At 67.4% G+C, this 23,841-nt stretch carries 25 protein-coding genes; 17 read left to right on the plus strand and 8 right to left on the minus strand.

The window, feature by feature from the left end:
• Window positions 1–11: 11 nt before the first annotated feature.
• The 6 genes from AC5LXX_RS05390 to AC5LXX_RS05415 all read right to left on the minus strand — a co-directional run bounded on the left by AC5LXX_RS05390 (window position 12) and on the right by AC5LXX_RS05415 (window position 7,232).
• Complete coding sequence (locus AC5LXX_RS05390) at window positions 12–497, minus strand: GNAT family N-acetyltransferase (RefSeq protein WP_493410728.1); 486 nt, start codon at window positions 495–497, stop codon at window positions 12–14.
• Window positions 494–769 (minus strand): hypothetical protein, encoded by a 276-nt coding sequence (locus tag AC5LXX_RS05395; RefSeq protein ID WP_006476519.1) that lies wholly within the window; start codon window positions 767–769, stop codon window positions 494–496. Before AC5LXX_RS05395 ends, AC5LXX_RS05390 begins: the two co-directional genes overlap by 4 nt.
• A gap of 39 nt (window positions 770–808) precedes the next feature.
• Window positions 809–2,107 (minus strand): molybdopterin molybdotransferase MoeA, encoded by a 1,299-nt coding sequence (moeA, locus tag AC5LXX_RS05400; RefSeq protein WP_493410729.1) that lies wholly within the window; start codon window positions 2,105–2,107, stop codon window positions 809–811.
• 112 nt (window positions 2,108–2,219) lie between these two features.
• Window positions 2,220–2,837: a molybdenum cofactor guanylyltransferase MobA gene (gene mobA / locus AC5LXX_RS05405; RefSeq protein WP_493410730.1), complete on the minus strand. Its 618-nt coding sequence runs from the start codon at window positions 2,835–2,837 to the stop codon at window positions 2,220–2,222.
• Window positions 2,838–2,866: 29 nt separating this feature from the next.
• Window positions 2,867–3,979, minus strand: a complete 1,113-nt coding sequence (gene moaA, locus AC5LXX_RS05410) for a GTP 3',8-cyclase MoaA (protein ID WP_493410731.1) — start codon at window positions 3,977–3,979, stop codon at window positions 2,867–2,869.
• Between the two features lie 130 nt (window positions 3,980–4,109).
• On the minus strand, window positions 4,110–7,232 hold the full coding sequence (locus AC5LXX_RS05415; RefSeq protein WP_493410732.1) for an Rne/Rng family ribonuclease: 3,123 nt from the start codon (window positions 7,230–7,232) through the stop codon (window positions 4,110–4,112).
• Window positions 7,233–7,954: 722 nt separating this feature from the next.
• On the opposite strand from AC5LXX_RS05415, the gene AC5LXX_RS05420 reads away from it, so the two are divergent.
• Genes AC5LXX_RS05420 through AC5LXX_RS05435 form a run of 4 tightly spaced genes read left to right on the plus strand, consistent with a single transcriptional unit; the run spans window position 7,955 to window position 11,027 of the window.
• Window positions 7,955–8,959: an RluA family pseudouridine synthase gene (locus AC5LXX_RS05420; RefSeq protein ID WP_493410733.1), complete on the plus strand. Its 1,005-nt coding sequence runs from the start codon at window positions 7,955–7,957 to the stop codon at window positions 8,957–8,959.
• A gap of 5 nt (window positions 8,960–8,964) precedes the next feature.
• Window positions 8,965–9,624 (plus strand): HAD-IA family hydrolase, encoded by a 660-nt coding sequence (locus AC5LXX_RS05425; RefSeq protein WP_493410734.1) that lies wholly within the window; start codon window positions 8,965–8,967, stop codon window positions 9,622–9,624.
• Window positions 9,621–10,022 (plus strand): Rieske (2Fe-2S) protein, encoded by a 402-nt coding sequence (locus AC5LXX_RS05430; protein WP_493410735.1) that lies wholly within the window; start codon window positions 9,621–9,623, stop codon window positions 10,020–10,022. Before AC5LXX_RS05425 ends, AC5LXX_RS05430 begins: the two co-directional genes overlap by 4 nt.
• 12 nt (window positions 10,023–10,034) lie before the next feature.
• Complete coding sequence (locus AC5LXX_RS05435; RefSeq protein WP_493410736.1) at window positions 10,035–11,027, plus strand: S49 family peptidase; 993 nt, start codon at window positions 10,035–10,037, stop codon at window positions 11,025–11,027.
• Between the two features lie 58 nt (window positions 11,028–11,085).
• Here the strand turns inward: AC5LXX_RS05435 and AC5LXX_RS05440 are convergent, their stop codons facing one another.
• Entirely contained in the window at window positions 11,086–11,808 is a 723-nt protein-coding gene (locus tag AC5LXX_RS05440; protein ID WP_043181959.1) for an SAM-dependent methyltransferase, read from the minus strand.
• The gene (locus AC5LXX_RS05445; protein WP_493410737.1) at window positions 11,805–12,437 is read right to left on the minus strand and encodes a Maf-like protein; all 633 of its coding nucleotides are present in this window, start codon (window positions 12,435–12,437) and stop codon (window positions 11,805–11,807) included. The genes AC5LXX_RS05440 and AC5LXX_RS05445 overlap by 4 nt, the downstream gene beginning before the upstream one ends.
• A gap of 230 nt (window positions 12,438–12,667) precedes the next feature.
• On the opposite strand from AC5LXX_RS05445, the gene AC5LXX_RS05450 reads away from it, so the two are divergent.
• From AC5LXX_RS05450 to AC5LXX_RS05510, 13 genes are all read left to right on the plus strand, one after another.
• Entirely contained in the window at window positions 12,668–13,303 is a 636-nt protein-coding gene (locus tag AC5LXX_RS05450) for a YceD family protein (RefSeq protein WP_069620558.1), read from the plus strand.
• A gap of 98 nt (window positions 13,304–13,401) precedes the next feature.
• Window positions 13,402–13,581 carry a 50S ribosomal protein L32 gene (rpmF, locus tag AC5LXX_RS05455; protein WP_006051932.1) on the plus strand — a complete coding sequence of 60 codons (180 nt, stop codon included), beginning with the start codon at window positions 13,402–13,404 and terminating at the stop codon, window positions 13,579–13,581.
• Between the two features lie 129 nt (window positions 13,582–13,710).
• Window positions 13,711–14,817 carry a phosphate acyltransferase PlsX gene (gene plsX, locus AC5LXX_RS05460; protein ID WP_493402635.1) on the plus strand — a complete coding sequence of 369 codons (1,107 nt, stop codon included), beginning with the start codon at window positions 13,711–13,713 and terminating at the stop codon, window positions 14,815–14,817.
• Window positions 14,818–15,807: a beta-ketoacyl-ACP synthase III gene (locus AC5LXX_RS05465; RefSeq protein ID WP_124456025.1), complete on the plus strand. Its 990-nt coding sequence runs from the start codon at window positions 14,818–14,820 to the stop codon at window positions 15,805–15,807.
• 83 nt (window positions 15,808–15,890) lie between these two features.
• On the plus strand, window positions 15,891–16,823 hold the full coding sequence (gene fabD, locus AC5LXX_RS05470; protein ID WP_493383772.1) for an ACP S-malonyltransferase: 933 nt from the start codon (window positions 15,891–15,893) through the stop codon (window positions 16,821–16,823).
• Window positions 16,824–16,859: 36 nt separating this feature from the next.
• Window positions 16,860–17,609: a 3-oxoacyl-ACP reductase FabG gene (gene fabG, locus AC5LXX_RS05475; RefSeq protein WP_493410738.1), complete on the plus strand. Its 750-nt coding sequence runs from the start codon at window positions 16,860–16,862 to the stop codon at window positions 17,607–17,609.
• A gap of 144 nt (window positions 17,610–17,753) precedes the next feature.
• Window positions 17,754–17,993 carry an acyl carrier protein gene (acpP, locus tag AC5LXX_RS05480; protein ID WP_004197638.1) on the plus strand — a complete coding sequence of 80 codons (240 nt, stop codon included), beginning with the start codon at window positions 17,754–17,756 and terminating at the stop codon, window positions 17,991–17,993.
• A gap of 164 nt (window positions 17,994–18,157) precedes the next feature.
• Complete coding sequence (gene fabF / locus AC5LXX_RS05485; RefSeq protein ID WP_124456022.1) at window positions 18,158–19,390, plus strand: beta-ketoacyl-ACP synthase II; 1,233 nt, start codon at window positions 18,158–18,160, stop codon at window positions 19,388–19,390.
• Between the two features lie 11 nt (window positions 19,391–19,401).
• A complete protein-coding gene (locus AC5LXX_RS05490; protein WP_124456021.1) occupies window positions 19,402–19,866 on the plus strand; it encodes a hypothetical protein in 465 nt (154 codons plus the stop codon).
• A gap of 91 nt (window positions 19,867–19,957) precedes the next feature.
• Entirely contained in the window at window positions 19,958–20,557 is a 600-nt protein-coding gene (gene rpoE, locus AC5LXX_RS05495; RefSeq protein WP_006490873.1) for an RNA polymerase sigma factor RpoE, read from the plus strand.
• 86 nt (window positions 20,558–20,643) lie between these two features.
• Window positions 20,644–21,261, plus strand: a complete 618-nt coding sequence (locus AC5LXX_RS05500) for a sigma-E factor negative regulatory protein (RefSeq protein ID WP_124456020.1) — start codon at window positions 20,644–20,646, stop codon at window positions 21,259–21,261.
• A 5-nt stretch (window positions 21,262–21,266) separates the two neighbouring features.
• The gene (locus tag AC5LXX_RS05505) at window positions 21,267–22,319 is read left to right on the plus strand and encodes a MucB/RseB C-terminal domain-containing protein (protein WP_493410739.1); all 1,053 of its coding nucleotides are present in this window, start codon (window positions 21,267–21,269) and stop codon (window positions 22,317–22,319) included.
• A gap of 16 nt (window positions 22,320–22,335) precedes the next feature.
• Entirely contained in the window at window positions 22,336–23,838 is a 1,503-nt protein-coding gene (locus AC5LXX_RS05510; protein ID WP_493410740.1) for a DegQ family serine endoprotease, read from the plus strand.
• Window positions 23,839–23,841: the final 3 nt, after the last annotated feature.

A 23,841-nucleotide genomic window follows, 5' to 3' on the forward strand; every position in this document is an offset into this window, starting at 1 on the left:
CCGGCCTGCGCTCATTGTCCGGCGAGCGTATCCAGCGCGTCGCCCGTCACGCGGACGATGCGCCAGTCGGGCAGCACGGCAGCGCCCATTTTTTCGTAGAAATCGATCGCCGGCTGGTTCCAGTCGAGGACCGACCATTCGAAGCGCCCGCAACGGCGCTCGACGGCCAGTGCCGCGAGATGACGCAGCATCGCGGTGCCGAGGCCCGTGCCGCGCTGCGACGGCTGCACGTACAGGTCCTCGAGATAGAGGCCGCGACGGCCGAGGAACGTCGAATAGTTGTGGAAGAACAGCGCGTACGCGACGATCGCGCCGTCCTGCTCGGCTACTCGCGCTTCGGCGGCGGGGTGTTCGCCGAACAGTGCATCGGCGAGATCGGCTTCGGTCGCGACGAACAGATCCGTGAGCTTCTCGAACTCGGCCAGCTCGCGCATCAGCGCGAGGATCGCGCCGACGTCGCGCGATTCGGCTGCGCGGATCAGCGGCATGCCGCTCACGCTTCCTCCGGCGGATCGGACAGCACGATCTCGATGCCGCCGAAACGCGATGCGACCCAGTTGTACGCGTGGCAGGCGATCCACAGCAGCACGAAGCCGAGAATGGCGTTCAGCAGCAGTGCGCTCAGGATCGTGCTCAACTCGACCATCCCGTAGCGGATGTACGCGACGAGAATGCCGAGCAGCACGATCGGCACGCTGAACGTCAGGTAGACGAGGATCAGCGCCTTTGCGGTCTGCCCCGCGGCGATCGACGAGATTTGCTTCTTCATGTGTGGATTGCCCCCGTAGAGATATACCGATGGTGGAATTCAGATCAGGCCGTCGAGCGGCAGGATGTCGACCGGGGTGCCCGCGTCGACTGCCGCGGCATCGTGGCCCAGGACGATGAAACAGTTGGCGGCCGCGAGGCCGCTCAGCGACGCGGAACTCTGCGAACCGGCCGGCGAGACGTGCCAGCGGCCGTCGGCGGCGCGTGTCGCGATGCCGCGCAGGTAGTCGGTGCGGCCGGGGCGCTTCTTCAGCGCTTGCGTGCTGAGTGCCGTGTACATCGCCGGCGGCGGGGTCTGCGCGCCGGACAGCGTCAGCAGTGCCGGGCGCACGATCGCGTAGAACGTCACGGCGGACGCGACCGGATTGCCGGGCAGCCCGAAGAACAGCGCGTGACCGGTGCCGCCTGCCGCACGTGCGAGCGTGCCGCAGGCAAGCGGCCGGCCGGGCCGCAGCGCGAGGCTCGCGAACGTCACGTCGCCGAGTTTTGCCATCACGTCGCGCGTGAAGTCGGCTTCGCCGACCGACACGCCGCCCGACGTGATCACCGCATCGGCCTGCGCGGCGACGGCGTCGCGCAGCGCGGCTTCGAGCGCGGCCGGGTCGTCGCGGACGATCCCGAGATCGATCGCGTCGACATGCAGCCGCTCCAGCATCGCGATCAGCATGCCGCGATTGCTGTCGTACAGCGCGCCGCGACCGAGCGGTTCGCCGGGCTCGCGCAGTTCGTCACCGGTCGAGAACACGGCGACGCGCACGCGGCGGCGCACCGTGACGTCGGTGAAACCGAACGAGGCGAGCAGGCCGAGATCGGACGGGCGCAGGATGCGGCCCGCGGCGAGCGCGCACGCGCCGCGCGCGAGATCCTCGCCGGCCTTGCGGCAGTTCGCGCCGGACGCGACGTCGTGCGCGGCGAAACGGATCGTGTCGCCGTCGACGCGCACGCGTTCCTGCGGGATCACCGTGTCGCATCCGGCCGGCATCGGCGCGCCCGTCATGATGCGCACGCATGAGCCGGCTGCCACGGCGCCGTCGAACGGATGGCCCGCGAACGCGGTGCCGGCAACCGTCATCTCGATATCACCTTGCGGTGACACGGGCGTGCCGGCGCTGCCGTCGAATGCATAGCCGTCCATCGCCGAGTTGTCGTACGCGGGAATGTCGAACGGCGCATTCACGTCGGCCGCGAGCACGCGGTCGAGCGCATCGCGCAGCGTCACCGCGTCGCACGCGTCGACCGGCACCGCGAAACGGCACGCGAGTGCCTGTGCGTCGGCGAGCGACAGCGGGGCGTCGGAATCGGGTGCGGTTCGGGGGGCGGGCGAGGATTGCGTGATCATCAGTCGGACTGCGCCGCAAGGCGTATCGGGTTCGTGGCCGGTGGCGCGAGGAGGGTGCCCGGACGCGGGTTTCGCGTGCGGCGGGTGCCGGGCGGGAACGGCGCGTGCGCCGTCAGCGACGGGCCAGCGCGGCGAGTTCCTGCCAGGAGTTGGCATTGTAAAACGCACGCTCGTCGCGAAACTCGACTTCGACCGTCTTGTGGCGTGCGTACCACGCACGCACCTTGCGGTCGCCGGCCGCGAGCCGGGCGGCCAGATCGTCGGCCAGCGACGTGCGCAGCAGCGCGAACGTCGGCTGCGGCGAGCGCGCCTGCCGTGCATCGACGGTCACGGCCATCGCGATGTCGGCCTGTTGCGCGTCGAGGGCTGCGCGCAGCCGCGCGACGAGGTCGGCGGGCAGGTAGGGCGTATCGCACGGCGAGCACACGACGAGCGGCGCGCGCGCCGCCCGCATGCCGGCGAGCAGGCCCGCAAGCGGGCCGGGGAAGTCGGGTGTTTCGTCCGCGACGATGCGCGCATCGAACGGCGCACCGAGCTCGGCATAGCGGTCGGCATGGCGATTTGCGCTGATCAGCGTCTCGTCGACCTGCGGCGACAGCCGGCGCAGCACGTGCAGCGCGAGCGGCGTGCCGTCGAGCAGCTGCAGGCCCTTGTCGACGCCGTCCATGCGCGTGCCGCGCCCGCCTGCGAGCAGCAGGCCGGCGATCGAGGGGGAGGCGGTAGCGGACATCGTGCGAGAGCGGAACGGGCCGGCGTGCGTCAGCCGCCGATATACGACATTTCGACACGCTTGCCGGCGCCGTCGGGCAGGGCTTCGGCCGACGCGCTGCCGCGCAGCTGCGAATAGCGGTCGGTGCGGGCCTGCCAGATGCGGGCAATTGCGGTCGCGATCTCGGCGTCGCTCGCGCCGCCGCGCACGAGCGCGCGCAGATCGTGACCCGTCGACGCGAACAGGCACAGGTACAGCTTGCCTTCGGTCGACAGCCGCGCGCGCGTGCAGTCGCCGCAAAACGCCTGCGTGACGCTCGAGATCACGCCGATCTCGCCGCTGCCGTCCGCGTAGCCCCAGCGTTGCGCGGTTTCGGCCGCCGTGTGCGGCTCGAGCGGCACCAGCGGGAAATGTTCGGCGATCCGCGCGACGACGTCGGCCGACGGCAGCACCTCGGTCATGTTCCAGCCGTTCGACGTGCCGACGTCCATGTATTCGATGAAGCGCAGGACCACGCCGGTGCCGCGGAAACGCTCGGCCATCGGCAGGATCTCGCTGTCGTTGGTGCCGCGCTTCACGACCATGTTGACCTTGACCGGCGCAAGGCCCGCGGCCTGCGCGGCGAAGATGCCGTCGAGGACGTCGGCGCTCGCGAACTCGGCATCGTTCATGCGCTTGAACAGCGCATCGTCGAGCGCATCGAGGCTGACCGTCACGCGTGTGAGCCCTGCGTCCTGCAGTGCACGCGCCTTGCGCGCCAGCAGCGAGCCGTTGGTCGTCAGCGTCAGGTCGAGCGGGCGGCCGGCATGCGTCGTCAGGCGCGCGAGGCGCTCGATCAGGAATTCGAGATTCTTGCGCAGCAGCGGCTCGCCGCCGGTGATGCGGATCTTCTCGACGCCATGTGCGACGAATAGCCGTGCCACGCGCTCGATTTCCTCGTGCGTGAGCAGTGCGCTGTGCGGCAGGAACGGATAGTCCTTGTCGAAGACCGCGCGCGGCATGCAGTACACGCAACGGAAGTTGCAGCGGTCCGTCACCGAAATGCGCAGGTCGCGCAGCGGCCTGGCGAACGTGTCGGCCAGCGTGCCGTCCGGGGCATGCGCGACGCCGGAGACGTCCGGCATCCCGCTGACGTCGGCAAGAGGAATGATGCGTCGGGACATGTTGAAAGAAGTGCGAACCAGACCTCTATTTTAGCCGCAAGCGGCCGGCTGGTCCGGTGGGCGGAAACCCGCAGCGCGGACATGAAAAAGCCCGCCGGGGGGCGGGCTTTTCCAGGTCAGGCGATGCGACTTAGTGATGCGTCGTTTCGACCTGCTGCATCGGGGCCGTATCGGCCGGCGGCAGCGCCTTGCGTTCACGCGGCACGCGGGCCGGGCGCGGCAGTTGCGACGCGGCTTCCTGCGCAGCGGCGAACTTGCTGGCGTCCGTGTTCACCCAGACGAGGCCGGCTTGCTCCAGCACGACATCCAGGCTCGCCGAAGCGGGCGCGGCTGCCGGTTGCGCGGGAGCCGCTGCCGGTGCTGCGACGGCCTCGACCGGCGCAGCTGCGACCGGTGCCGGCTCGACAGCCACCGGAGCGGCTTCGATCGCCACGGCCGGTGCGGCTTGCTCGACGGGCGCGGGCTGCGGTGCCTCGGCAACGGCCGGGGCCGCAGCCGGGACTGCCGGCACTTCGAACGCGTCGGTCGGCGAAACCTCGACCGGAGCCGGGCCGGCTTCGGCGACGGCGGCCGGTGCAACCGGTGCCGGTTCCGCTGCCTGGACGGCGACGGCCGGCTCGACCGGAGCAGCTTCGACGGGTGCCGGTGCCGGCTGGGTTTCGACAGCGGCCGGTGCAGCATGCTGCTCGACGACTGCTTCCACGACGACGGCGCTTGCCACGGCCGCGACGACTGCCGGTGCGGCCGTGTGGGCCGGTTCGACAGCAGCCGGTGCTTCCGGCGTCACGGCTTGCACGGCTGCTTCGCCGTCCGCGCCTTGCTCGGCCTGGTCGACGACTGCGCCGTCTTCGTCGCGTTCGCGACGACCGCCGCGGCGGCCGCGACGGCGACGACGGCGTTCTTCGCCATCACGCGCGCCGGCTTCCGCATCGGCTGCCAGGTCGGCGCCGGGCAGCGCCTCTGCGGCGGCCTTGTCGTCTTCCGGTTCCGGGTGGTTTTCACCGCGGTTGACGGTCTCGAGCGTGGCCGCATGCTGGGTCGGCTTGCGGCGCTCACCGCGCTCGCGACGCTCGCCGCGTTCCTGGCGCTCGCCACGGCCGGCTGCCTCGGCGGCTTCCGGCTGCTCGGCGCGTTCGCGCGGTTCGCGGTTCTCGCGCGGCTCACGGCTTTCACGCGGCTCGCGCGGTTCGCGGCCTTCGCGCGGGCCACGGCCCTCACGACCTTCGCGGCCTTCACGACCTTCGCGGTTTTCGCGACCTTCACGCGGCTCGCGACCTTCGCGCGGCTCACGGCCTTCACGCGGTTCGCGCACTTCCTTGCCTTCGCGCTCCTGGCGTTGCGACTGGCCACGGCCTGCCGCTGCCTGGTCGCGGCCGCCTTGCGCCTGCTGCGTGCCGCCACGACGGTTGCGATTGCGATCGCCGCCGCGCTGCTCGGTCTTCTCGGTCCGCTCGCGGGCCGGACGGGTGGCCTGCTCCTTTGCCGGTGCCGGAGCAACCGGTGCGGGCGCCGGCGCCGGCGACACGCCGAACAGGCCCTTCAGCCAGCCGATGAAGCCGCCGCTTGCCGCGGCGACAGGGGCGGGTGCGGCAACCGGTTCGACCGGACGCTGCGGTGCCGGGCTCGGGGCCGGACGCTCGGGCGTGATGCCCTTGACCGCGGCTTCCTGCTTCGGCTTCACTTCTGCCGCGCGCTTGCTGTAGCCGGTTTCCGACTCGAGTTCGCGGGCCGCTTCCTCGGCCATCTTCCACGACGCGCGCGGATCGTCGAGGCGTGCATCGTCGTGACGCAGGCGCTCGAGCTTGTAGTGCGGCGTATCGAGGTGCTTGTTCGGGATCAGCACGATGCCGACCTTGAAGCGCGACTCGATCTTGTTGATTTCCTGACGCTTCTCGTTCAGCAGGAAGGCGGTCACCTCGACCGGCACCTGGCAGTGGATCGCCGCGGTGTTTTCCTTCATCGCTTCTTCCTGAATGATCCGCAGGACCTGCAGCGCGGACGATTCGGTATCGCGGATGTGGCCGGTGCCGTTACAGCGCGGGCACGTCACGTGGCTGCCTTCCGACAGCGCCGGACGCAGGCGCTGGCGCGACAGCTCCATCAGGCCGAAGCGGGAGATCTTGCCCATCTGCACGCGCGCACGGTCGTGCTTGAGCGCGTCCTTCAGGCGTTGCTCGACTTCACGCTGGCTCTTGGCCGATTCCATGTCGATGAAATCGATCACGATCAGGCCGCCGAGGTCGCGCAGGCGCAGCTGGCGGGCGACTTCGTCGGCCGCTTCGAGGTTCGTGCGGGTCGCCGTTTCCTCGATGTCCGCGCCCTTGGTCGCGCGCGCCGAGTTCACGTCGATCGCGACGAGCGCTTCGGTGTGATCGATCACGATCGCGCCGCCCGACGGCAGCGGCACCGTGCGCGAGTACGCGGTTTCGATCTGGTGCTCGATCTGGAACCGCGAGAACAGCGGCACGTCGTCGTGGTAGCGCTTCACCTTCGCGACGTTGTCCGGCATCACGATGTCCATGAACGCACGGGCCTGATCGTGGATTTCGTTCGTGTCGATCAGGATTTCGCCGATATCGGGCTGGAAATAGTCCCGGATCGCGCGGATCACGAGGCTCGATTCCAGATAGATCAGCATCGGCTGGCCGGCGTTGCCGCTTTGCGACGCCGCTTCGATCGCGCGCCACAGCTGCAGCAGGTAGTTCAGGTCCCACTGCAGTTCCTCGGCGCTGCGGCCGATGCCCGCGGTACGGGCGATCATGCTCATGCCGTCTGGAATCTGCAGCTGCGCCATCGTTTCGCGCAGTTCCTGGCGCTCGTCGCCTTCGATCCGGCGCGACACGCCGCCGCCGCGCGGATTGTTCGGCATCAGCACGAGGTAACGGCCGGCGAGCGAGATGAAGGTGGTGAGGGCGGCGCCCTTGTTGCCACGCTCTTCCTTCTCGACCTGGACGATCAGCTCCTGGCCTTCGCGCAGGGCATCCTGGATGCGCGCGGAGCGCATGTCGATGCCTTCCTTGAAGTACTGGCGGGCGACTTCCTTGAACGGCAGGAAGCCGTGGCGGTCTTCGCCGTAGTTGACGAAGCACGCTTCGAGCGACGGCTCGATGCGGGTGATGACACCTTTGTAGATATTGCCCTTGCGCTGTTCGCGCCCGGCGGTTTCGATGTCGATGTCGATGAGCTTTTGCCCATCGACGATGGCGACGCGCAGCTCCTCCTGCTGCGTCGCATTGAACAGCATGCGTTTCATGAACGACTCCAGGCGGCTCCGCTACCGGCGCCTCGCGGTTGTCAGTCGCGAGAGCGGGAACGACGGCAGGCCGCACCTTGTTGTGTTGTCACGAGCACGCTGGAGCGGGAACGATGGCGGGGAGAATTGCCTGAAGAGGCGCTTGGGCCCGAAAGACGGGGCCGGCGGCCATAGGGCACCTGCGAATACGGCTTCAAAGCACGGCGTTCACACACCGCACGCTGCAAAAGCGCGCTAAGCCTGAGTCCGGGCATTGCCACGGGCGCGCGCAATGCGTCGCGCGCGCCGACGGGCGGCAGATGCTGCGGCTTGGGCCGCAGCGGGGAGTATCGAATCCAGCCCGACTTTCCCGCTTGGGGTGTACTTCCCTGGTTTGACGTCGCCAAGCCCCGCACGCTTCGCGGGACCAAATCGGGCGCAACGCCGTAATTTTCGCAACCGGCAGCCTGCGGACGCACCTCGCGCCGTCGGGCTGCCGATCAAATTCTTTTCAACCAACTTTCCGTTACCGCGGCGCCTTGCCGACCGAATCCGCCTGTGGGCGCGATCCTTGCCGACGGGCGGCGCCGTGCGTGCAACTTGCTGCATCTCTTTGATTAGGGGTGAGCAGCGGACCCCCGGCGCAAGTAAAATAGCGGTTTGCGCTTGCGCCTTGCCCGATTCAGCCGGGGCCGGCCGGTCAGGCCACCCTCAACGTCAGGCTGGGCAAAATTATATTCAGTATGAATGAGTTAGGCAAAATATCCCAGAATTCGGTCGCAAGCGGCCAGGTATCGATGATCGAGATCGACGAAAACTCGGCCGGTCAGCGGATCGACAACTTCCTGTTGCGCGTCTGTAAAGGCGTGCCGAAAAGCCATATTTACCGGATCCTCCGCAGCGGCGAAGTGCGCGTCAACAAGGGCCGGATCGACGCGCAGTACCGCCTCGAGCTTGGCGACCTCGTCCGCGTGCCGCCGGTGCGTGTGGCGGCCGCAGACCTCGCGCGCGCCGACACGCCGGTCGTGCCGCCCGCCAATTTCCCCGTGCTGTACGAGGACGACGCGATGCTCGTCATCGACAAGCCGGCCGGCGTCGCGGTCCACGGCGGCAGCGGCGTCGCGTTCGGCGTGATCGAGCAGATGCGCCAGGCGCGCCCGCGCGCGAAATTCCTCGAGCTCGTGCACCGGCTCGACCGCGAGACGTCCGGGATCCTGATGCTCGCGAAGAAGCGCACGGCGCTGGTCGGCCTGCACGAGCAGATCCGCGAGAACCGGATGGACAAGCGCTACTTTGCATGTGCGCACGGCGAATGGCAGCCCGACTGGGGCCGCCGCCGCGCGGTGAAGGCGCCGCTGTTCAAGTATTCGACCGCAGAAGGAGAGCGCCGCGTGCGCGTGCAGGACGACGGGCTGCCGTCGCATACGGTGTTCAACCTCGTCGACCGCTGGTCCGACTATGTGCTCGTCGAAGCGGAACTCAAAACGGGTCGGACCCATCAGATCCGCGTGCACCTCGCGCATCTCGGCCTGCCGATCGCCGGCGACGCCAAGTATGGCGATTTCGCACTGAACAAGGCGCTGGCGCGCGCGAACGCGCAGCCGTCGCTGAAGCGGATGTTCCTGCATGCACACCGGCTGCGGCTTGCCCATCCGATCACCGGCGAGGCGCTGCAGTTCGACGCGCCGCTGCCGGACGACTGCCGGCGTTTCCTCGATCAACTCAGCGCATTGCGCGATACCGCCTGAACCGCATGGCTCGACAGCAATTTGACCTGATCGTCTTCGACTGGGACGGCACGCTGATGGATTCGACTGCGCACATCGCGCACAGCATCCAGGCGGCATGCCGCGATCTCGGCCTGCCCACGCCGTCCGACGAGGCGTCGCGCTACGTGATCGGCCTCGGCCTGCGCGATGCGCTGCAGATTACCGCTCCGACCCTCGATCCGTCCGATTATGCGCGGCTGGCCGAGCGCTACCGCTATCACTATCTGCTCGACGACCAGCGCATCGAGCTGTTCGCCGGCGTGCGCGAACTGCTCGCCGAACTGCGCGACACGGGCTACCTGCTCGCGGTGGCGACCGGCAAGGGGCGGGTGGGGCTGAATCGCGTGCTCGACCAGTCGAAGCTGACGAGCGTGTTCGACGCGACGCGCTGCGCGGACGAGACGTTCTCGAAGCCGCACCCGGCGATGCTGCACGAGTTGTCGCGGGAATTGGGGCAGGACCTCGCGCGCACCGTGATGATCGGCGACACGACGCACGACCTGCAGATGGCCGCGAGCGCCGGTGCGGCCGGCGTCGGCGTCGCGTACGGCGCGCATACGGCCGATGCGCTGGCGGCGCTCGCGCCGCGCTTCGTCGCGCCTGATGTCGGCGCGCTGGCCGAATGGCTGAGGGAGTACGCATGAGCACGGTGCCGGACGCCGTGCGCGTATGCGCATCGGACGCGCTGAGCGACGGCGGCGCCGGCGTGCGCGTCGACGCGACGCTGCGCGGCGAGCAGGCCGTCGTGTTCTTCGTGCGCTACGAAGGGCGCGCCTACGGGTACCTGAACCGCTGCGCGCACGTGCCGATGGAGCTCGACTGGGCCGAAGGGCAGTTCTTCGAGTCGTCGGGCCTTTACCTGATGTGCGCGACGCACGGCGCAATCTACGCGCCGGATACCGGCAAGTGCGTCGGCGGGCCGTGCCGCGGCGGCCGCCTGCGGCCGGTCGAGGTCGACGAACGCGACACGCCCGACGGCCGTGCGGTATTCTGGGTGCCGGATGCCGACCTGCATCCGGCCACTCCTGCCACGACCGACTGACGACACCACTGCATGGCCGACCAACCGAATTCCCCGGATTCCTCCTCCCGTCCCGACAACCGTGAACCGAGCTGGGAGCGCGCGGCGCTCGAGCGGATCGCGCTCGCGGCCGTCAAGGAGCAGCGTGCGGCGCGGCGCTGGAAAATCTTCTTCCGCTTCGCGTTCCTCGGCGTGTTCGTGCTGTTCGCGTTCGCGCTGATCGATTTCTCGAGCGATTCGAAGTTTTCGTCGAGCGGGCGGCATACGGCGCTCGTGACGATCGACGGCGAGATCGCGGCCGGCGTCAACGCGAACGCCGACGACATCAACACGGCGCTCGGCGCCGCGTTCGACGACGACGGCACGGTCGGCGTCGTGCTGCGGATCAACAGCCCGGGCGGCAGCCCCGTGCAGGCCGGCATGGTTTACGACGAGATCCGGCGGCTGCGCGCGAAGCATCCGGACAAGCCGCTGTACGTCGTCGTGACCGACATGTGTGCCTCGGGCGGCTATTACATCGCGGCCGCGGCCGACAAGATCTTCGTCGACAAGGCGAGCATCGTCGGGTCGATTGGCGTGCTGATGGACGGTTTCGGTTTCACCGGGCTGATGGGCAAGCTCGGTGTCGAGCGCCGCCTGCATACGTCAGGTGAAAACAAGGGCTTCTACGATCCGTTCTCGCCGGAAACGCCGAAGATGGATGCGCACGCGCAGGCGCTGCTCGACCAGGTGCACGCGCAGTTCATCAAGGCCGTGAAGGACGGCCGCGGCAAGCGGCTGCACGAAACCCCCGACATGTTCTCGGGCCTGTTCTGGACGGGCGAGAAGAGCGTCGAGCTCGGGCTTGCCGACGGCTACGGCACGACCGACACGGTCGCGCGCGACGTGCTGAAGGCACCGGATCTCGTCGATTACACGGTGAAGGAAAGCCTGACGAACCGTGTCGCGCGCAAGTTCGGCGCGGCCGTCGGTGGCGCCGCGATGAAGGCGCTGACGTCCGGCGGCGCGTCGGTCAGCCTGCGCTGACCGATGGCGGCGGGCCGCGATGGCCCGCCTTCCAGTTGTCCGGTCGCCGGGCGCGGCGTCAGTTGGCGAGCAGCAGGAAGATCGCCGGGCGCTTGTGCAGATTCGGCGCAGGCGCCTTTTTCCAGTCGGCCACGGTGCGGCTCGCGATCGTCTCGGTCGCGAGGGTCAGGTCGGCCGCGACGCAGATCTGCGTCGACGGTGCGCAGGTCGCGACCAGCGTGTCGAGCATCGCGTGATTCCGGTACGGCGTTTCGATGAAGATCTGCGTCTGGCGCGCCTTGCGTGACAGTTGCTCAAGTTCGCGCAGGCGCTTCGCACGCGCGGCCGCATCGACCGGCAGGTAGCCGTTGAACGCGAAGCTCTGGCCGTTCAGGCCCGACGCCATCAATGCGAGCAGGATCGAACTCGGCCCGACGAGCGGCACGACCTTCACGCCGCGCTCGTGCGCGCGGCGCACCAGCAGCGCACCGGGATCGGCGACGGCCGGGCAGCCGGCCTCCGACACGAGGCCGGCGTCCGCGCCGGCCAGGATGGGCGCGAGCAGCCGGTCGATGGCGCCGGCCGGCGTATTGACGTTCAGTTCGCTGATCTCGATTTCCTGGATCGGGCGCGTCGTGCCGATCTTCTTCAGGAACGCGCGCGTCGTTTTTGCGTTCTCGCCGATGTAATAGCCGAGCGTGCCGGCGCGTGCCTGGACGGCAGCGGGCAGCACGGCGGCGAGCATCGATTCGTCGCCTTCGCCGAGCGTGTTCGGGACGAGGTAAAGCGTGCCGGCGGTCATGCGCGGTCTCCACGGGTGGTTGCAAACAGCGGGTATTCGGCGGCGCGCAGCATCCGCGTGAGCGCGATCAGCGGCAGGCCGACGAGCGCGGTCGGGTCGTCGGAGTCGATCGCGTCGAGCAGCGCGATGCCGAGGCCTTCGGATTTCGCGCTGCCGGCGACGTCGTACGGCGTTTCCGCGCGCAGGTACGCGTCGAGTTCGGCTTCGGGCAGCGAGCGGAAGCGCACGTGCGTGACGACGTCCTCGACCTGCGCTTCGCCCGTGCGGCTGTCGTACAGGCAAAGCGCGCTGTGGAATTCGACGGCGCGGCCCTGCATCGACACGAGTTGCGCGAGGGCGCGCTCGTGCGTGCCGGGCTTGCCGATCTGCAGGCCGTCGAAAGTCGCGACCTGGTCTGACCCGATCACGAGCACGCCGTCCGGCGCGTCGATCGTCGCGGCGACGGCGCGCGCTTTCGCGTCGGCGAGGCGCAGCGCGGTCGCGGCCGGCGTTTCGCCGTCGAGCGGGGTTTCGTCGAGATCGGGCGACACGACGTCGAACGGCACGCCGAGGCGCTCGAGGAGCGCGCGGCGGTAACGGGAACTGGAGGCGAGAATCAGCCGCGGCGGGCGGCAAACGGTATCCGGCATGGTCGGTTGGATCGGTGAGTCTTCAGGTGTGGCGCGGCGTTGCGCGGACGCAAGCTTAAGTGATTGACCGCAAAAGGTAAAACAGGTATGCTTTCCCGCTTTTCGTCGGCAGGCTTTCGTAGTGATGGCGCCTGCCGGGTCTTCGGAAGTAAAGTACGTCATCCGCGGATGAGCCGTACGCGAGCGGTACCAAGCCGGATTCGCAAGTCAGCCTGTAGGCAGGAGCGCACATGAACACTTCTTCTGGCAAACCTGCGGCGGCGCTTGATCCGCACGCGGTCGACCTGTTCGAGTTCGCCCGCAGCGGGCGGCAGGCAGCAGGAGCGGTGCGCCTCTCGCAACTGCCGCGCATGTTAAACGAAGTGCCGGCGGACGCGCCAGATCGCGACACGGTCTTCACCTGGCAGGCGGAAGGGTTCACGCAGAAGGAATTGCAGGACGACGGCGCCGATGGGCAGCAGCCGTACCTGCGCCTCGCGGTGCATGGCCATGCTTGGCTCACGTGCCAGCGCTGCATGACCCCGTACGACCAGACGTTCGACGTCGACATGACGTACCGGGTCGTCGCGACCGAAGAAGAAGCTGAAGAATTTCCGCTCGACGACGATGAAGCCGATGTGATCGTGGGCTCACGCCAGTTCGATCTCGTCGACTTGATCGAAGAGGAATTGCTGCTTTCGTTGCCGCTCGTGCCCAAGCACGAGGTTTGCCCGGCAGTCCACGAAAGCCTCGTGTCGGGTGCGAGCGGTCCCGCGGAAGAGACGGACGAGGAGTCCGACGAAGCCGGGGACGAAGGCAAACGGCCGAATCCGTTCGCAGCGCTGCAAGCGTTGAAGAAGGACGGTGACGGCACCAAGAAACACTAAGCAGTTGTGGCGCGGGAAGGCGTAAGGGCTTTGGGCCAGGGTAGTTAAGCGCCGGATCGGGCTGTGTTAGAATCCGGAAAATTATTTAGGAGTTAGTCATGGCAGTCCAGCAAAACAAGAAGTCGCCGTCGAAGCGCGGCATGCATCGTTCGCACGATTTCCTGACGGCAGCGCCGCTGGCAGTCGAGCCGAGCACGGGTGAAGTGCATCTGCGTCACCACGTCAGCCCGAACGGCTACTATCGCGGCAAGAAAGTCGTCAAGACGAAGAACGACTAAGCGTCAAGTCACGCGTTGCGCGCTACGCTCGCCGTTCGCGTGACAACTGGTTCGCTTGACACTTTCCTGGCGCAACAAAAAGGCGGCATTCAACTGCCGCTTTTTTGTGCCTGAAATTCGTCGCATTCCATGACCGTAAAGCTCACTATCGATTGCATGGGAGGCGACCACGGCCCGTCCGTGACCGTTCCCGCGGCAGTCAAGTTCGTCCGCGCGCATCCCGATGCGCACCTGATGCTCGTCGGCATCGAAAGCGCGATTCGCGCTCAGCTGAAGAAGCTGAAAGCCCTCGACGATCCCGCGCTGACCATCGTTCCCGCCACCGAAGTCGTGGCGATGGACGACCCTGTCGAAGTGGCGCTGCGCAAGAAGAAGGATTCTTCGATGCGTGTCGCGCTCAACCACGTCAAGGATGGCGCGGCGCAGGCCTGTATCTCCGCCGGCAATACCGGCGCGCTGATGGCGGTTTCCCGTTACGTACTCAAGACGCTGCCCGGCATCGAGCGGCCCGCGATCGCGTTCGCGCTGCCGAACCCGACCGGCTATACGATGATGCTGGACCTCGGTGCGAACGTCGACTGCGAGCCGCAGCACCTGCTGCAGTTCGCGGAGATGGGGCACGCGCTGGTGGCCGCGCTCGAAGGCAAGGAGCGCCCGACGATCGGCCTGCTGAACATCGGCGAAGAGGTCATCAAGGGCAACGAGACGATCAAGCGCGCAGGCGAACTGCTGCGCGCCAGCACGCTCAATTTCCGCGGCAACGTGGAAGGCAACGACATCTACAAGGGCACCGTCGACGTGATCGTGTGCGACGGCTTCGTCGGCAACGTCGCGCTGAAGACGTCGGAAGGGCTCGCGCAGATGCTGTCCGACATCATCCGCGAGGAGTTCGGCCGTTCGCTGATGTCGAAGCTGATGGCGCTGCTCGCGCTGCCGGTGCTGATGCGTTTCAAGAAGCGCGTCGACCATCGCCAGTACAACGGCGCGGCGCTGCTGGGGCTGAAGAGCCTCGTGATCAAGAGCCACGGTTCGGCCGACGCCTACGCGTTTGAGTGGGCGATCAAACGCGGGTATGATGCCGTCAAAAACGGCGTGCTGGAGCGCCTCGCGCGCGCGATGGCGGATAATTCGGTGTCGCTCGGCGACGGCGAACACGACGCGGGCGGCGCGGGCCAGGCAAGCCCGGCCGCAGGCCATCACGCCGAACCTTCCGCTGCGCAATCCTCTAAAGCATAAATGGCCCAATCGACTCTCTATTCCCGCGTGCTCGGCACGGGCAGCTACCTGCCGCCCGACCGCGTCACGAACCAGCAGCTGGCCGATCGTCTTGCGAAGGAAGGCATCGAGACGAGCGATGAATGGATCGTTGCGCGCACGGGCATCCATGCGCGCCATTTCGCCGCACCGGACGTCACGACGAGCGATCTCGCGCTCGAGGCGTCGCGTCGTGCGATCGAGGCGGCCGGTGTCGATCCGCAGTCGATCGACCTGATCATCGTCGCGACTTCGACCCCCGATTTCGTGTTCCCGAGCACCGCGTGCCTGCTGCAGAACAAGCTCGGCATCAAGAACGGCGGCGCGGCATTCGACGTGCAGGCCGTGTGTTCGGGCTTCGCATATGCCATGGCGACGGCCGACAGCTTCATCCGCAGCGGCCAGCACCGTACGGCGCTCGTGGTCGGTGCGGAGACGTTCTCGCGCATTCTCGACTTCAAGGACCGCACGACCTGCGTGCTGTTCGGCGACGGCGCGGGCGCGGTGATCCTGTCCGCCTCGGAAGAGCCGGGCGTGCTCGGCAGCGCGCTGCATGCGGACGGCAGCTATTCGCACATCCTCTGCACGCCGGGTAACGTCAACCGCGGCGTGATCGAGGGCAGCGCGTTCCTGTACATGGACGGGCAGGCCGTGTTCAAGCTCGCGGTCAACGTGCTCGAAAAGGTCGCGATCGAGGCGCTCGCGAAGGCGAATCTCGCGCCCGAGCAGATCGACTGGCTGATTCCGCACCAGGCCAACATCCGCATCATGACCAGCACCTGCCGCAAGCTCGGCCTGCCGCAGGAGCGCATGGTCGTGACGGTCGACCAGCACGGCAACACGTCGGCCGCGTCGATCCCGCTGGCGCTCGACACCGCGGTGCGCGACGGTCGCATCCAGCGTGGCCAGCACGTGCTGATCGAAGGCGTCGGCGGCGGCTTCACCTGGGGCGCGTCGGTCTTCCGCTTCTGATCCGCGGCGCGCGACAGCTGCGCGCGGATCCCATCGGCGCGCCGCTCGTGCGCGCCGTCCGAATCGATTCAATTGGGGACGATATGAAATTTGCATTCGTTTTTCCGGGGCAGGGCTCGCAGGCGATCGGCATGCTCAACGCATTCGCCGATCTGGCCGTCGTGCGCGAGACGCTTCAGGAAGCGTCCGATGCACTCAATCAGGATCTCGGCAAGCTGATCGCCGAAGGCCCGGCCGAAGAGCTGAACCTGACCACCAATACGCAGCCCGTGATGCTGACGGCCGCCTATGCGTGCTACCGCGCGTGGCAGCAGGCAGGCGGCCCGGCGCCGTCGATCGTCGCCGGCCACAGCCTCGGTGAATATACGGCGCTCGTCGCCGCGGGTGCGCTCGCGTTCAAGGACGCCGTGCCGCTCGTGCGCTTCCGTGCGCAGGCGATGCAGACGGCCGTGCCGGTCGGCCAGGGCGGCATGGCCGCGATCCTGGGCCTCGACGACGACACGGTGCGCGCGGTGTGCGCCGAGGCCGCGGAAGCGGGCGTCGTCGAAGCGGTGAACTTCAATGCGCCCGCGCAGGTCGTGATCGCCGGCAGCAAGGCCGCGGTCGAAAAGGCATGCGAGATTGCGAAGGCGAAGGGCGCGAAGCGCGCGCTGCCGCTGCCGGTGTCGGCGCCGTTCCATTCGTCGCTGCTCAAGCCGGCGTCGGACCAGCTGCGCGACTATCTCGCGAACGTCGACGTGAAGGCGCCGCAGATTCCGGTCGTGAACAACATCGACGTGGCCGTGATCAGCGATCCGGCCGCGATCAAGGACGCGCTGGTGCGCCAGGCCGCCGGCCCGGTGCGCTGGGTCGAGTGCGTGCAGCACATCGCCGGTACCGGCGTCACGCACGTGATCGAATGCGGTCCGGGCAAGGTGCTCGCCGGCCTGACGAAGCGCATCGACGGCAACCTGACGGGTGCGTCGGTGTTCGATCCGGCGTCGCTCGACGAAGCGCTCAAGCTGGTGACCGCCTGACGCGGCGCCTTTTCCCAAGAAACGGATATTCGATTCATGGACAAGACTCTCGATAAACAGGTCGCGATCGTGACCGGCGCGTCGCGCGGCATCGGCCGTTCGATCGCGCTCGAACTCGCGCGCCTGGGCGCGACGGTGATCGGCACGGCGACGAGCGAAGCGGGCGCCGCCGCGATCACCGCGGCATTCGCGGAAGCGGGCGTCACGGGCCGCGGCGCGGTGCTGAACGTCAACGACGCAGCCGCCGCCGAGGCACTGATCGATGCGACCGTGAAGGAATTCGGCGCGCTGAACTTGCTCGTCAACAACGCGGGCATCACGCAGGACCAGCTCGCGATGCGGATGAAGGACGAGGACTGGGACGCGGTGATCGACACCAACCTGAAGTCGGTGTTCCGCCTGTCGCGCGCGGTGCTGCGCCCGATGATGAAGGCGCGCGGCGGCCGTATCATCAACATCACGTCGGTGGTCGGTTCGGCCGGCAACCCGGGCCAGGTCAACTACGCGGCCGCGAAGGCCGGCGTGGCGGGCATGACGCGTGCGCTCGCGCGCGAGATCGGCAGCCGCGGCATCACCGTGAACTGCGTCGCGCCGGGCTTCATCGATACCGACATGACGAAGACGCTGCCGGAAGAACAGCAGGCCGCGCTCAAGACCCAGATTCCGCTCGGCCGCCTCGGCAGCCCGGAAGACATCGCCCATGCCGTCGCGTTCCTCGCATCGCCGCAGGCCGGTTATATCACCGGCACGACGCTGCACGTGAACGGCGGCATGTACATGTCGTAACGGTTTTCGTTTACCATCCGCGCCGTATCCCGATTTTCAGGCGGATCGGCGCTTGATCGACCATCAAGCCAACGCGCGTTTTGGCGTCAGCAAACCTGATAAAATGCGCGCACTTGTAAATCTGAACTTTCCCTCGGAGGGGTAATGGACAACATCGAACAACGTGTCAAGAAGATCGTCGCTGAACAACTGGGCGTCGCGGAAGCCGAGATCAAGAACGAAGCTTCGTTCGTGAACGATCTGGGCGCCGACTCGCTCGACACGGTCGAACTGGTGATGGCTCTGGAAGACGAGTTCGGCATGGAAATCCCGGACGAAGAAGCAGAGAAGATCACGACCGTTCAGCAAGCGATCGACTACGCTCGCGCAAACGTCAAGGCGTAAGCGCCTTTCGCGCTTGTCCGCCACGTCGCCGCGATCTTCGCGATTGACGCGCCATCCTGCCGGCTTCGCGCCGGACGGACTAACAGCCACAGGGCTCGCAGGGCTGGTTCCTGTGGCCACTGTGGCTTTTGTTTTTGTCATCCAATAATGGAAAAGAGGTTACCGTGAGCCGCCGTCGTGTTGTCGTTACAGGCCTGGGGCTGATTTCGCCTGTTGGCAATAGTGTTGCCGACGGCTGGGCCAATCTCGTCGCCGGCAAGTCCGGTATCGCCACCGTCACGAAGTTCGATGCGTCGAACCTCGCCTGCCATTTCGCGGGCGAAGTGAAGGGTTTCAGCGCCGAGGAGTACATCCCGGCGAAGGAAGCCCGGAACATGGATACGTTCATCCATTACGGCATCGCCGCCGGTGTCCAGGCTTTCCGGGACAGCGGGCTGGAAGTGACTGAAGCCAATGCGGAACGCATCGGCGTGCTGGTCGGTTCCGGCATCGGCGGCCTGCCGATGATCGAAGATACGCACCAGACCTACGTCGATCGCGGCGCGCGCCGGATTTCGCCGTTCTTCGTGCCGGGTTCGATCATCAACATGATCTCGGGCCACCTGAGCATCATGTTCGGCCTGAAGGGCCCGAACCTCGCGGCCGTGACGGCCTGCACGACCGGCCTGCACAGCATCGGCCTCGCCGCGCGCCTGATCCAGGCCGGCGACGCCGACGTGATGGTCGCGGGCGGCGCCGAATCGACGGTGTCGCCGCTCGGCATCGGCGGTTTCGCGGCGGCACGCGCGCTGTCGACCCGCAACGACGATCCGGCTACCGCGTCGCGTCCGTGGGACAAGGACCGCGACGGCTTCGTGCTGGGCGAGGGTTCCGGCGTGATGGTGCTCGAGGAGTACGAGGCAGCGAAGGCGCGCGGCGCGAAGATCTACGCGGAAGTCTCGGGCTTCGGCATGACGGGCGACGCGTACCACATGACCGCGCCGAACATGGACGGCCCGCGCCGCTGCATGGTCGCGGCACTGCGCGACGCCGGCGTGAACCCCGACGAGGTCCAGTACCTGAACGCGCATGGCACGTCGACGCCGCTGGGCGACAAGAACGAGTCCGACGCGGTGAAGGCGGCCTTCGGCGAGCACGCGTACAAGATGGTGGTCAACTCCACGAAGTCGATGACGGGCCACCTGCTGGGTGGCGCGGGCGGCCTCGAATCGGTGTTCACGGTGCTGGCGCTGCACAACAACGTGTCGCCGCCGACCATCAACATCTTCAACCAGGATCCCGAGTGCGATCTCGATTACTGCGCGAACACCGCGCGTGACATGAAGATCGACGTCGCCGTGAAGAACAACTTCGGCTTCGGCGGGACCAACGGCACGCTGGTGTTCAAGCGCGTCTGACGTCGAATCGCTTGACGAGTCCATTCGATGCTCCGGCCGGGCGTCCGCAGCGCTTTGCGTTGCGGGCCTCGGCCGTGTCGTATCTCCTGCTGGCCGCATTCGTCGCGTCGGCTGCCGCGTCGGCATACCTGTTCTGGGCGCCGCGCGCGGGCGCTGCCGCCGGCGCAGGCGTGTCGGCCGTGACGGCCGCCCTGCTGGCCGTATGCGCGGCGCGGGCTTGCGCCCGCCGGTTGCCAGCCGAGCTGCGGATCGATGCGTTCGGGGAGATTGCGGCGTTTGGCCGCACCGGGCGGTTGCTGGCCCGCGGCCGCGTGACGGGCCATGCGCACTGGAGCAGCCTGCTGCTGGTGCTGTCGGTCGGGCAGGGCGCCCGGCGGGCCCGGCCGCTGCTGATTCCGGCCGATGCGCTCGACGCGGCATCGTTCAGCGCGCTGTCCGTGCTGGCGAGAACCGCGGGCGCGGCGGGGCGGGCATGACGGTGGCATGGTTACGGACCGTAACCAGCGGCCGGCGCCGGAACGCTACAATAACGCTCCGCGTTGCATCCCTAGTTAACGGATTTGTCAGGTGAGTGAAAAAGAAATCGATCAGGCTCTGGTCGAGCGCGTACAGAAGGGCGACAAGGCGGCGTTCGAACTCCTGGTCTCCAAATACCACCGGAAGATCATTCGGCTGATCTCGCGCCTCGTGCGGGATCCCGCCGAGGTCGAGGATGTGGCCCAGGACGCGTTCATCAAGGCGTATCGTGCGCTGCCGCAATTTCGCGGCGAATCGGCGTTCTATACGTGGTTGTACCGAATTGCCGTCAACACGGCGAAGAACTACCTTGCGACGCAAGGCCGCCGGGCGCCGACTTCGACCGAGGCCGATGCGGAGGAAGCGGAAACTTTCTCCGATGCAGACCAACTAAGGGATATCAACACGCCTGAGTCGATGTTGATGAGCAAGCAGATTGCCGAGACGGTCAACGCTGCAATGGCTCTGCTGCCCGAGGAACTGCGCCAGGCAATCACGCTGCGCGAGATCGAGGGCCTGAGCTACGAAGAGATCGCGGAAATGATGGGCTGTCCGATCGGGACGGTCCGGTCGCGGATCTTCCGTGCGCGCGAAGCAATCGCTGCCAAATTGCGTCCGCTGCTCGATACGCCCGAAGGCAAGCGCTGGTAAGCGCCAGGGGCGGAACGACGCGGGTCGGGGTCTAGTTACGGTTAGAGTCGTGAAGTCACGACGGGGTGTGCAAGATGGGGAGCATCATGGGGTCGGTCAATACGCAATCGCAAGCGTGCTCGCGCGGCGAGCGCCTTTCCGCGCTGGTCGACGGCGAAATGTTCGATGGCCCGGAACACGGGCAGTTTCTGGCTGAGCTCGACCGCGCGGATCGCGCTGCGTGGGCCCATTACCACCTGATCGGCGATGCGCTGCGCTCGGACGAGCTCGCGCTGTCGCCCGCGCTGAGCGTCGCGTTCACCGCGCGCATGTCGGCTGCGCTCGAAAGCGAGCCGCACCTGCTCGCGCCGGCGGCCGCGCCGGTCGCGCGCAAGCTGCTGTCGCTGCGCCGGCGCGTCGTGCCCGCGTTCGCGGTCGCGGCCGCGGCAGCCACGCTGACGTGGATCGTCGTCCCGCAGATGCAGACGGCCGGTGCCCCGGGCGCCGTCCAGGTCGCGTCGGCCGGTGCGCAGCAAGGCGGCAACCTGCAGCGCGTGACGGTGGCGCAGGCATCGGCCCAGCCGGGCCTGCAGGACGTCAACATCATTCGCGACGCGAGCCTCGACCAATATCTTGAAGCGCACCAGCAATTCGCGCAGCAGCCCGTCGTCACGGGTTCGATGCCGCTGATCCGCGCAGCCGTGACCACCACGCCAGGCCAATAAACCCGATGCGGACATTGCAGTTGAATCACACCATCTCCGGATGGAAGCGGCTGCCGGCCCTCCTGCTTTGCGCAGCCGCCCTGTTGTCCGTTCAATCCCTTCCTGCCAGCGCCCAGCAACCGGACGATCCCGTCGCGACCCGCAAGGGCGCCGCGGACTGGCTCGACCGCGTCCAGCAGGCGGCGCAGCAGCAGAGCTACGAAGGCACGTTCGTCTACCAGCGCGGCGGGTATGTCCAGTCGTCGCGCATCGCGCACGTCGCGTCCCGCGACGGCGAATTCGAGCGGATCGAGACGCTCGACGGCAAGCCGCGCAAGCTGCTGCGGCACAACGACGAGCTGTACACGTTCGTGCCCGAGCGCAAGCTGTGCGTGGTCGAGCGCCGTCAGACGCGCGATTCGTTCCCCGCGCTGCTCGGCGCGAGCGGCGAGCACGTGATGTCCGTCTACGACGCGAAGTCGCTCGGCAAGGACCGCGTGGCCGGGATCGACGCGCAGGTCGTCGAGCTCGTGCCGAAGGATGCATACCGCTTCACGTACAAGCTGTGGGCCGACGCGCGCACCGGGCTGCTGCTGCGTTCGCAGACGCTCGATGCGAACGATCACGTGCTCGAACAGATTGCGTTCTCCCAGTTGCAGACGGGCGGCGCGAGCGGCGACAAGGCCGCGATCGCGGCCGGCATGCGCAACCTGAGCGGCTGGACGGTCGTGCGCCCGCCGGTCGCGACGGTCGACATGGAAGCGCAGGGCTGGCAGCTTGCACCGAGCGTGGCCGGCTTCCAGAAGATTCGTGAAGTGCGCCGGCCGATGGCTGCGCGCGACGCGGGCGAGCCGCCGATTCCGGTCGATCAGGCCGTCTTCACCGACGGCCTCGCGACGATCTCGGTTTTCATCGAGCCGGCCGAAAAGAATACGCGCAAGGAAGGCGCGGGCAGTACGGGCGCGACGAACGTTCTCGTGAAGCGCCGCGGCGACTACTGGATCACCGTGCTCGGCGAAGTGCCGCCGGCGACGTTGCAGCAGTTCGCGTCTGCCATAGAATACAAGGCTTCCAAGTAACGCTACGGCTTCCGACATGATGAAACTCACGCTGCGCAAATGGCTCGCGGCGGCGGCGTTGTCTGCCTGCCTGCCGCTCGTGCCGCATACCGCGTTCGCAGTGACGGCTCCCGCCGCCAGCCTGCCCGACTTCGCCGACCTCGTCGAAAAGGTCGGACCGGCCGTCGTGAACATCCGGACCACCGCCAACGTGCCGACGAACAGCGGCCCGCGCGGCATGCTCCCGCCGGGGTTCGACAACGGCGACATGTCGGAATTCTTCCGGCGCTTCTTCGGCATTCCGCTGCCGCAGGCGCCCGGCAACGGCGGCGGCAACGGCAGCAACCCGAAGAACGCGCCGGCGCCGGACAATCCGCCCGACACCGAGCAGAACCGCGGGGTGGGCTCGGGCTTCATCGTGTCGGCCGACGGTTACGTGATGACCAATGCGCACGTCGTCGACGATGCGGACACCATCTACGTAACGCTGACCGACAAGCGCGAATTCAAGGCGAAGCTGATCGGCGTCGACGATCGCACGGACGTCGCGGTCGTCAAGATCCAGGCATCGAACCTGCCGGTCGTCGCGGTCGGCGATTCGAACAAGGTGCGCGTCGGCGAGTGGGTCGTCGCGATCGGTTCGCCGTTCGGCCTCGACAACACGGTGACGGCCGGCATCGTCAGCTCGAAGAGCCGCAACACGGGCGACTACCTGCCGTTCATCCAGACCGACGTCGCCGTGAACCCCGGCAACTCGGGCGGCCCGCTGATCAACATGCAGGGCGAGGTGATCGGCATCAACTCGCAGATCTACAGCCGTACCGGTGGCTTCATGGGCATCTCGTTCGCGATTCCGATCGACGAAGCGATGCGCGTGGCCGACCAGCTGAAGGCGACCGGCAAGGTCACGCGCGGCCGGATCGCGGTCGCGATCGGCGAGGTGACGAAGGACGTGGCCGATTCGATCGGGCTGCCGAAGGCCGAAGGCGCGCTCGTCAGCAGCGTCGAGCCGGGCGGCCCGGCCGACAAGGCGGGCATCCAGCCGGGCGACATTATCCTGAAGTTCAACGGCCGTTCGGTCGACGCGGCGTCGGACCTGCCGCGCATGGTCGGGGACACGAAGCCCGGCACGAAGGCGACGGTCAGCGTGTGGCGCAAGGGTCAGGCACGCGATCTGCCGATCACGATCGCGGAGACGCCGGCCGAATCGACGGCGAAGGCCGAGCAGCGCAAGAACACGCCGCAGAAACCGCGCCAGACCAATTCGCTCGGCCTGACGGTCAGCGACCTGACGGCCGACCAGCTGAAGACGCTGAAGCTGAAGGGTGGCGTGCAGATCGACGGCGTCGACGGTCCGGCCGCCCGTGCGGGCCTGCAGCGCGGCGACATCGTGCTGCGCGTCGGTGACACCGACATCACGAGCGCGAAGCAGTTCGCCGACGTGACGGCGCAGCTCGATCCGCAGAAGGCGGTCGCGGTGCTCGTGCGGCGTGGCGACAACACGCAGTTCGTGCCCGTGCGGCCGCGCCAGCAGAAGTAACGC

This window comes from Burkholderia torrens, assembly GCF_984668525.1.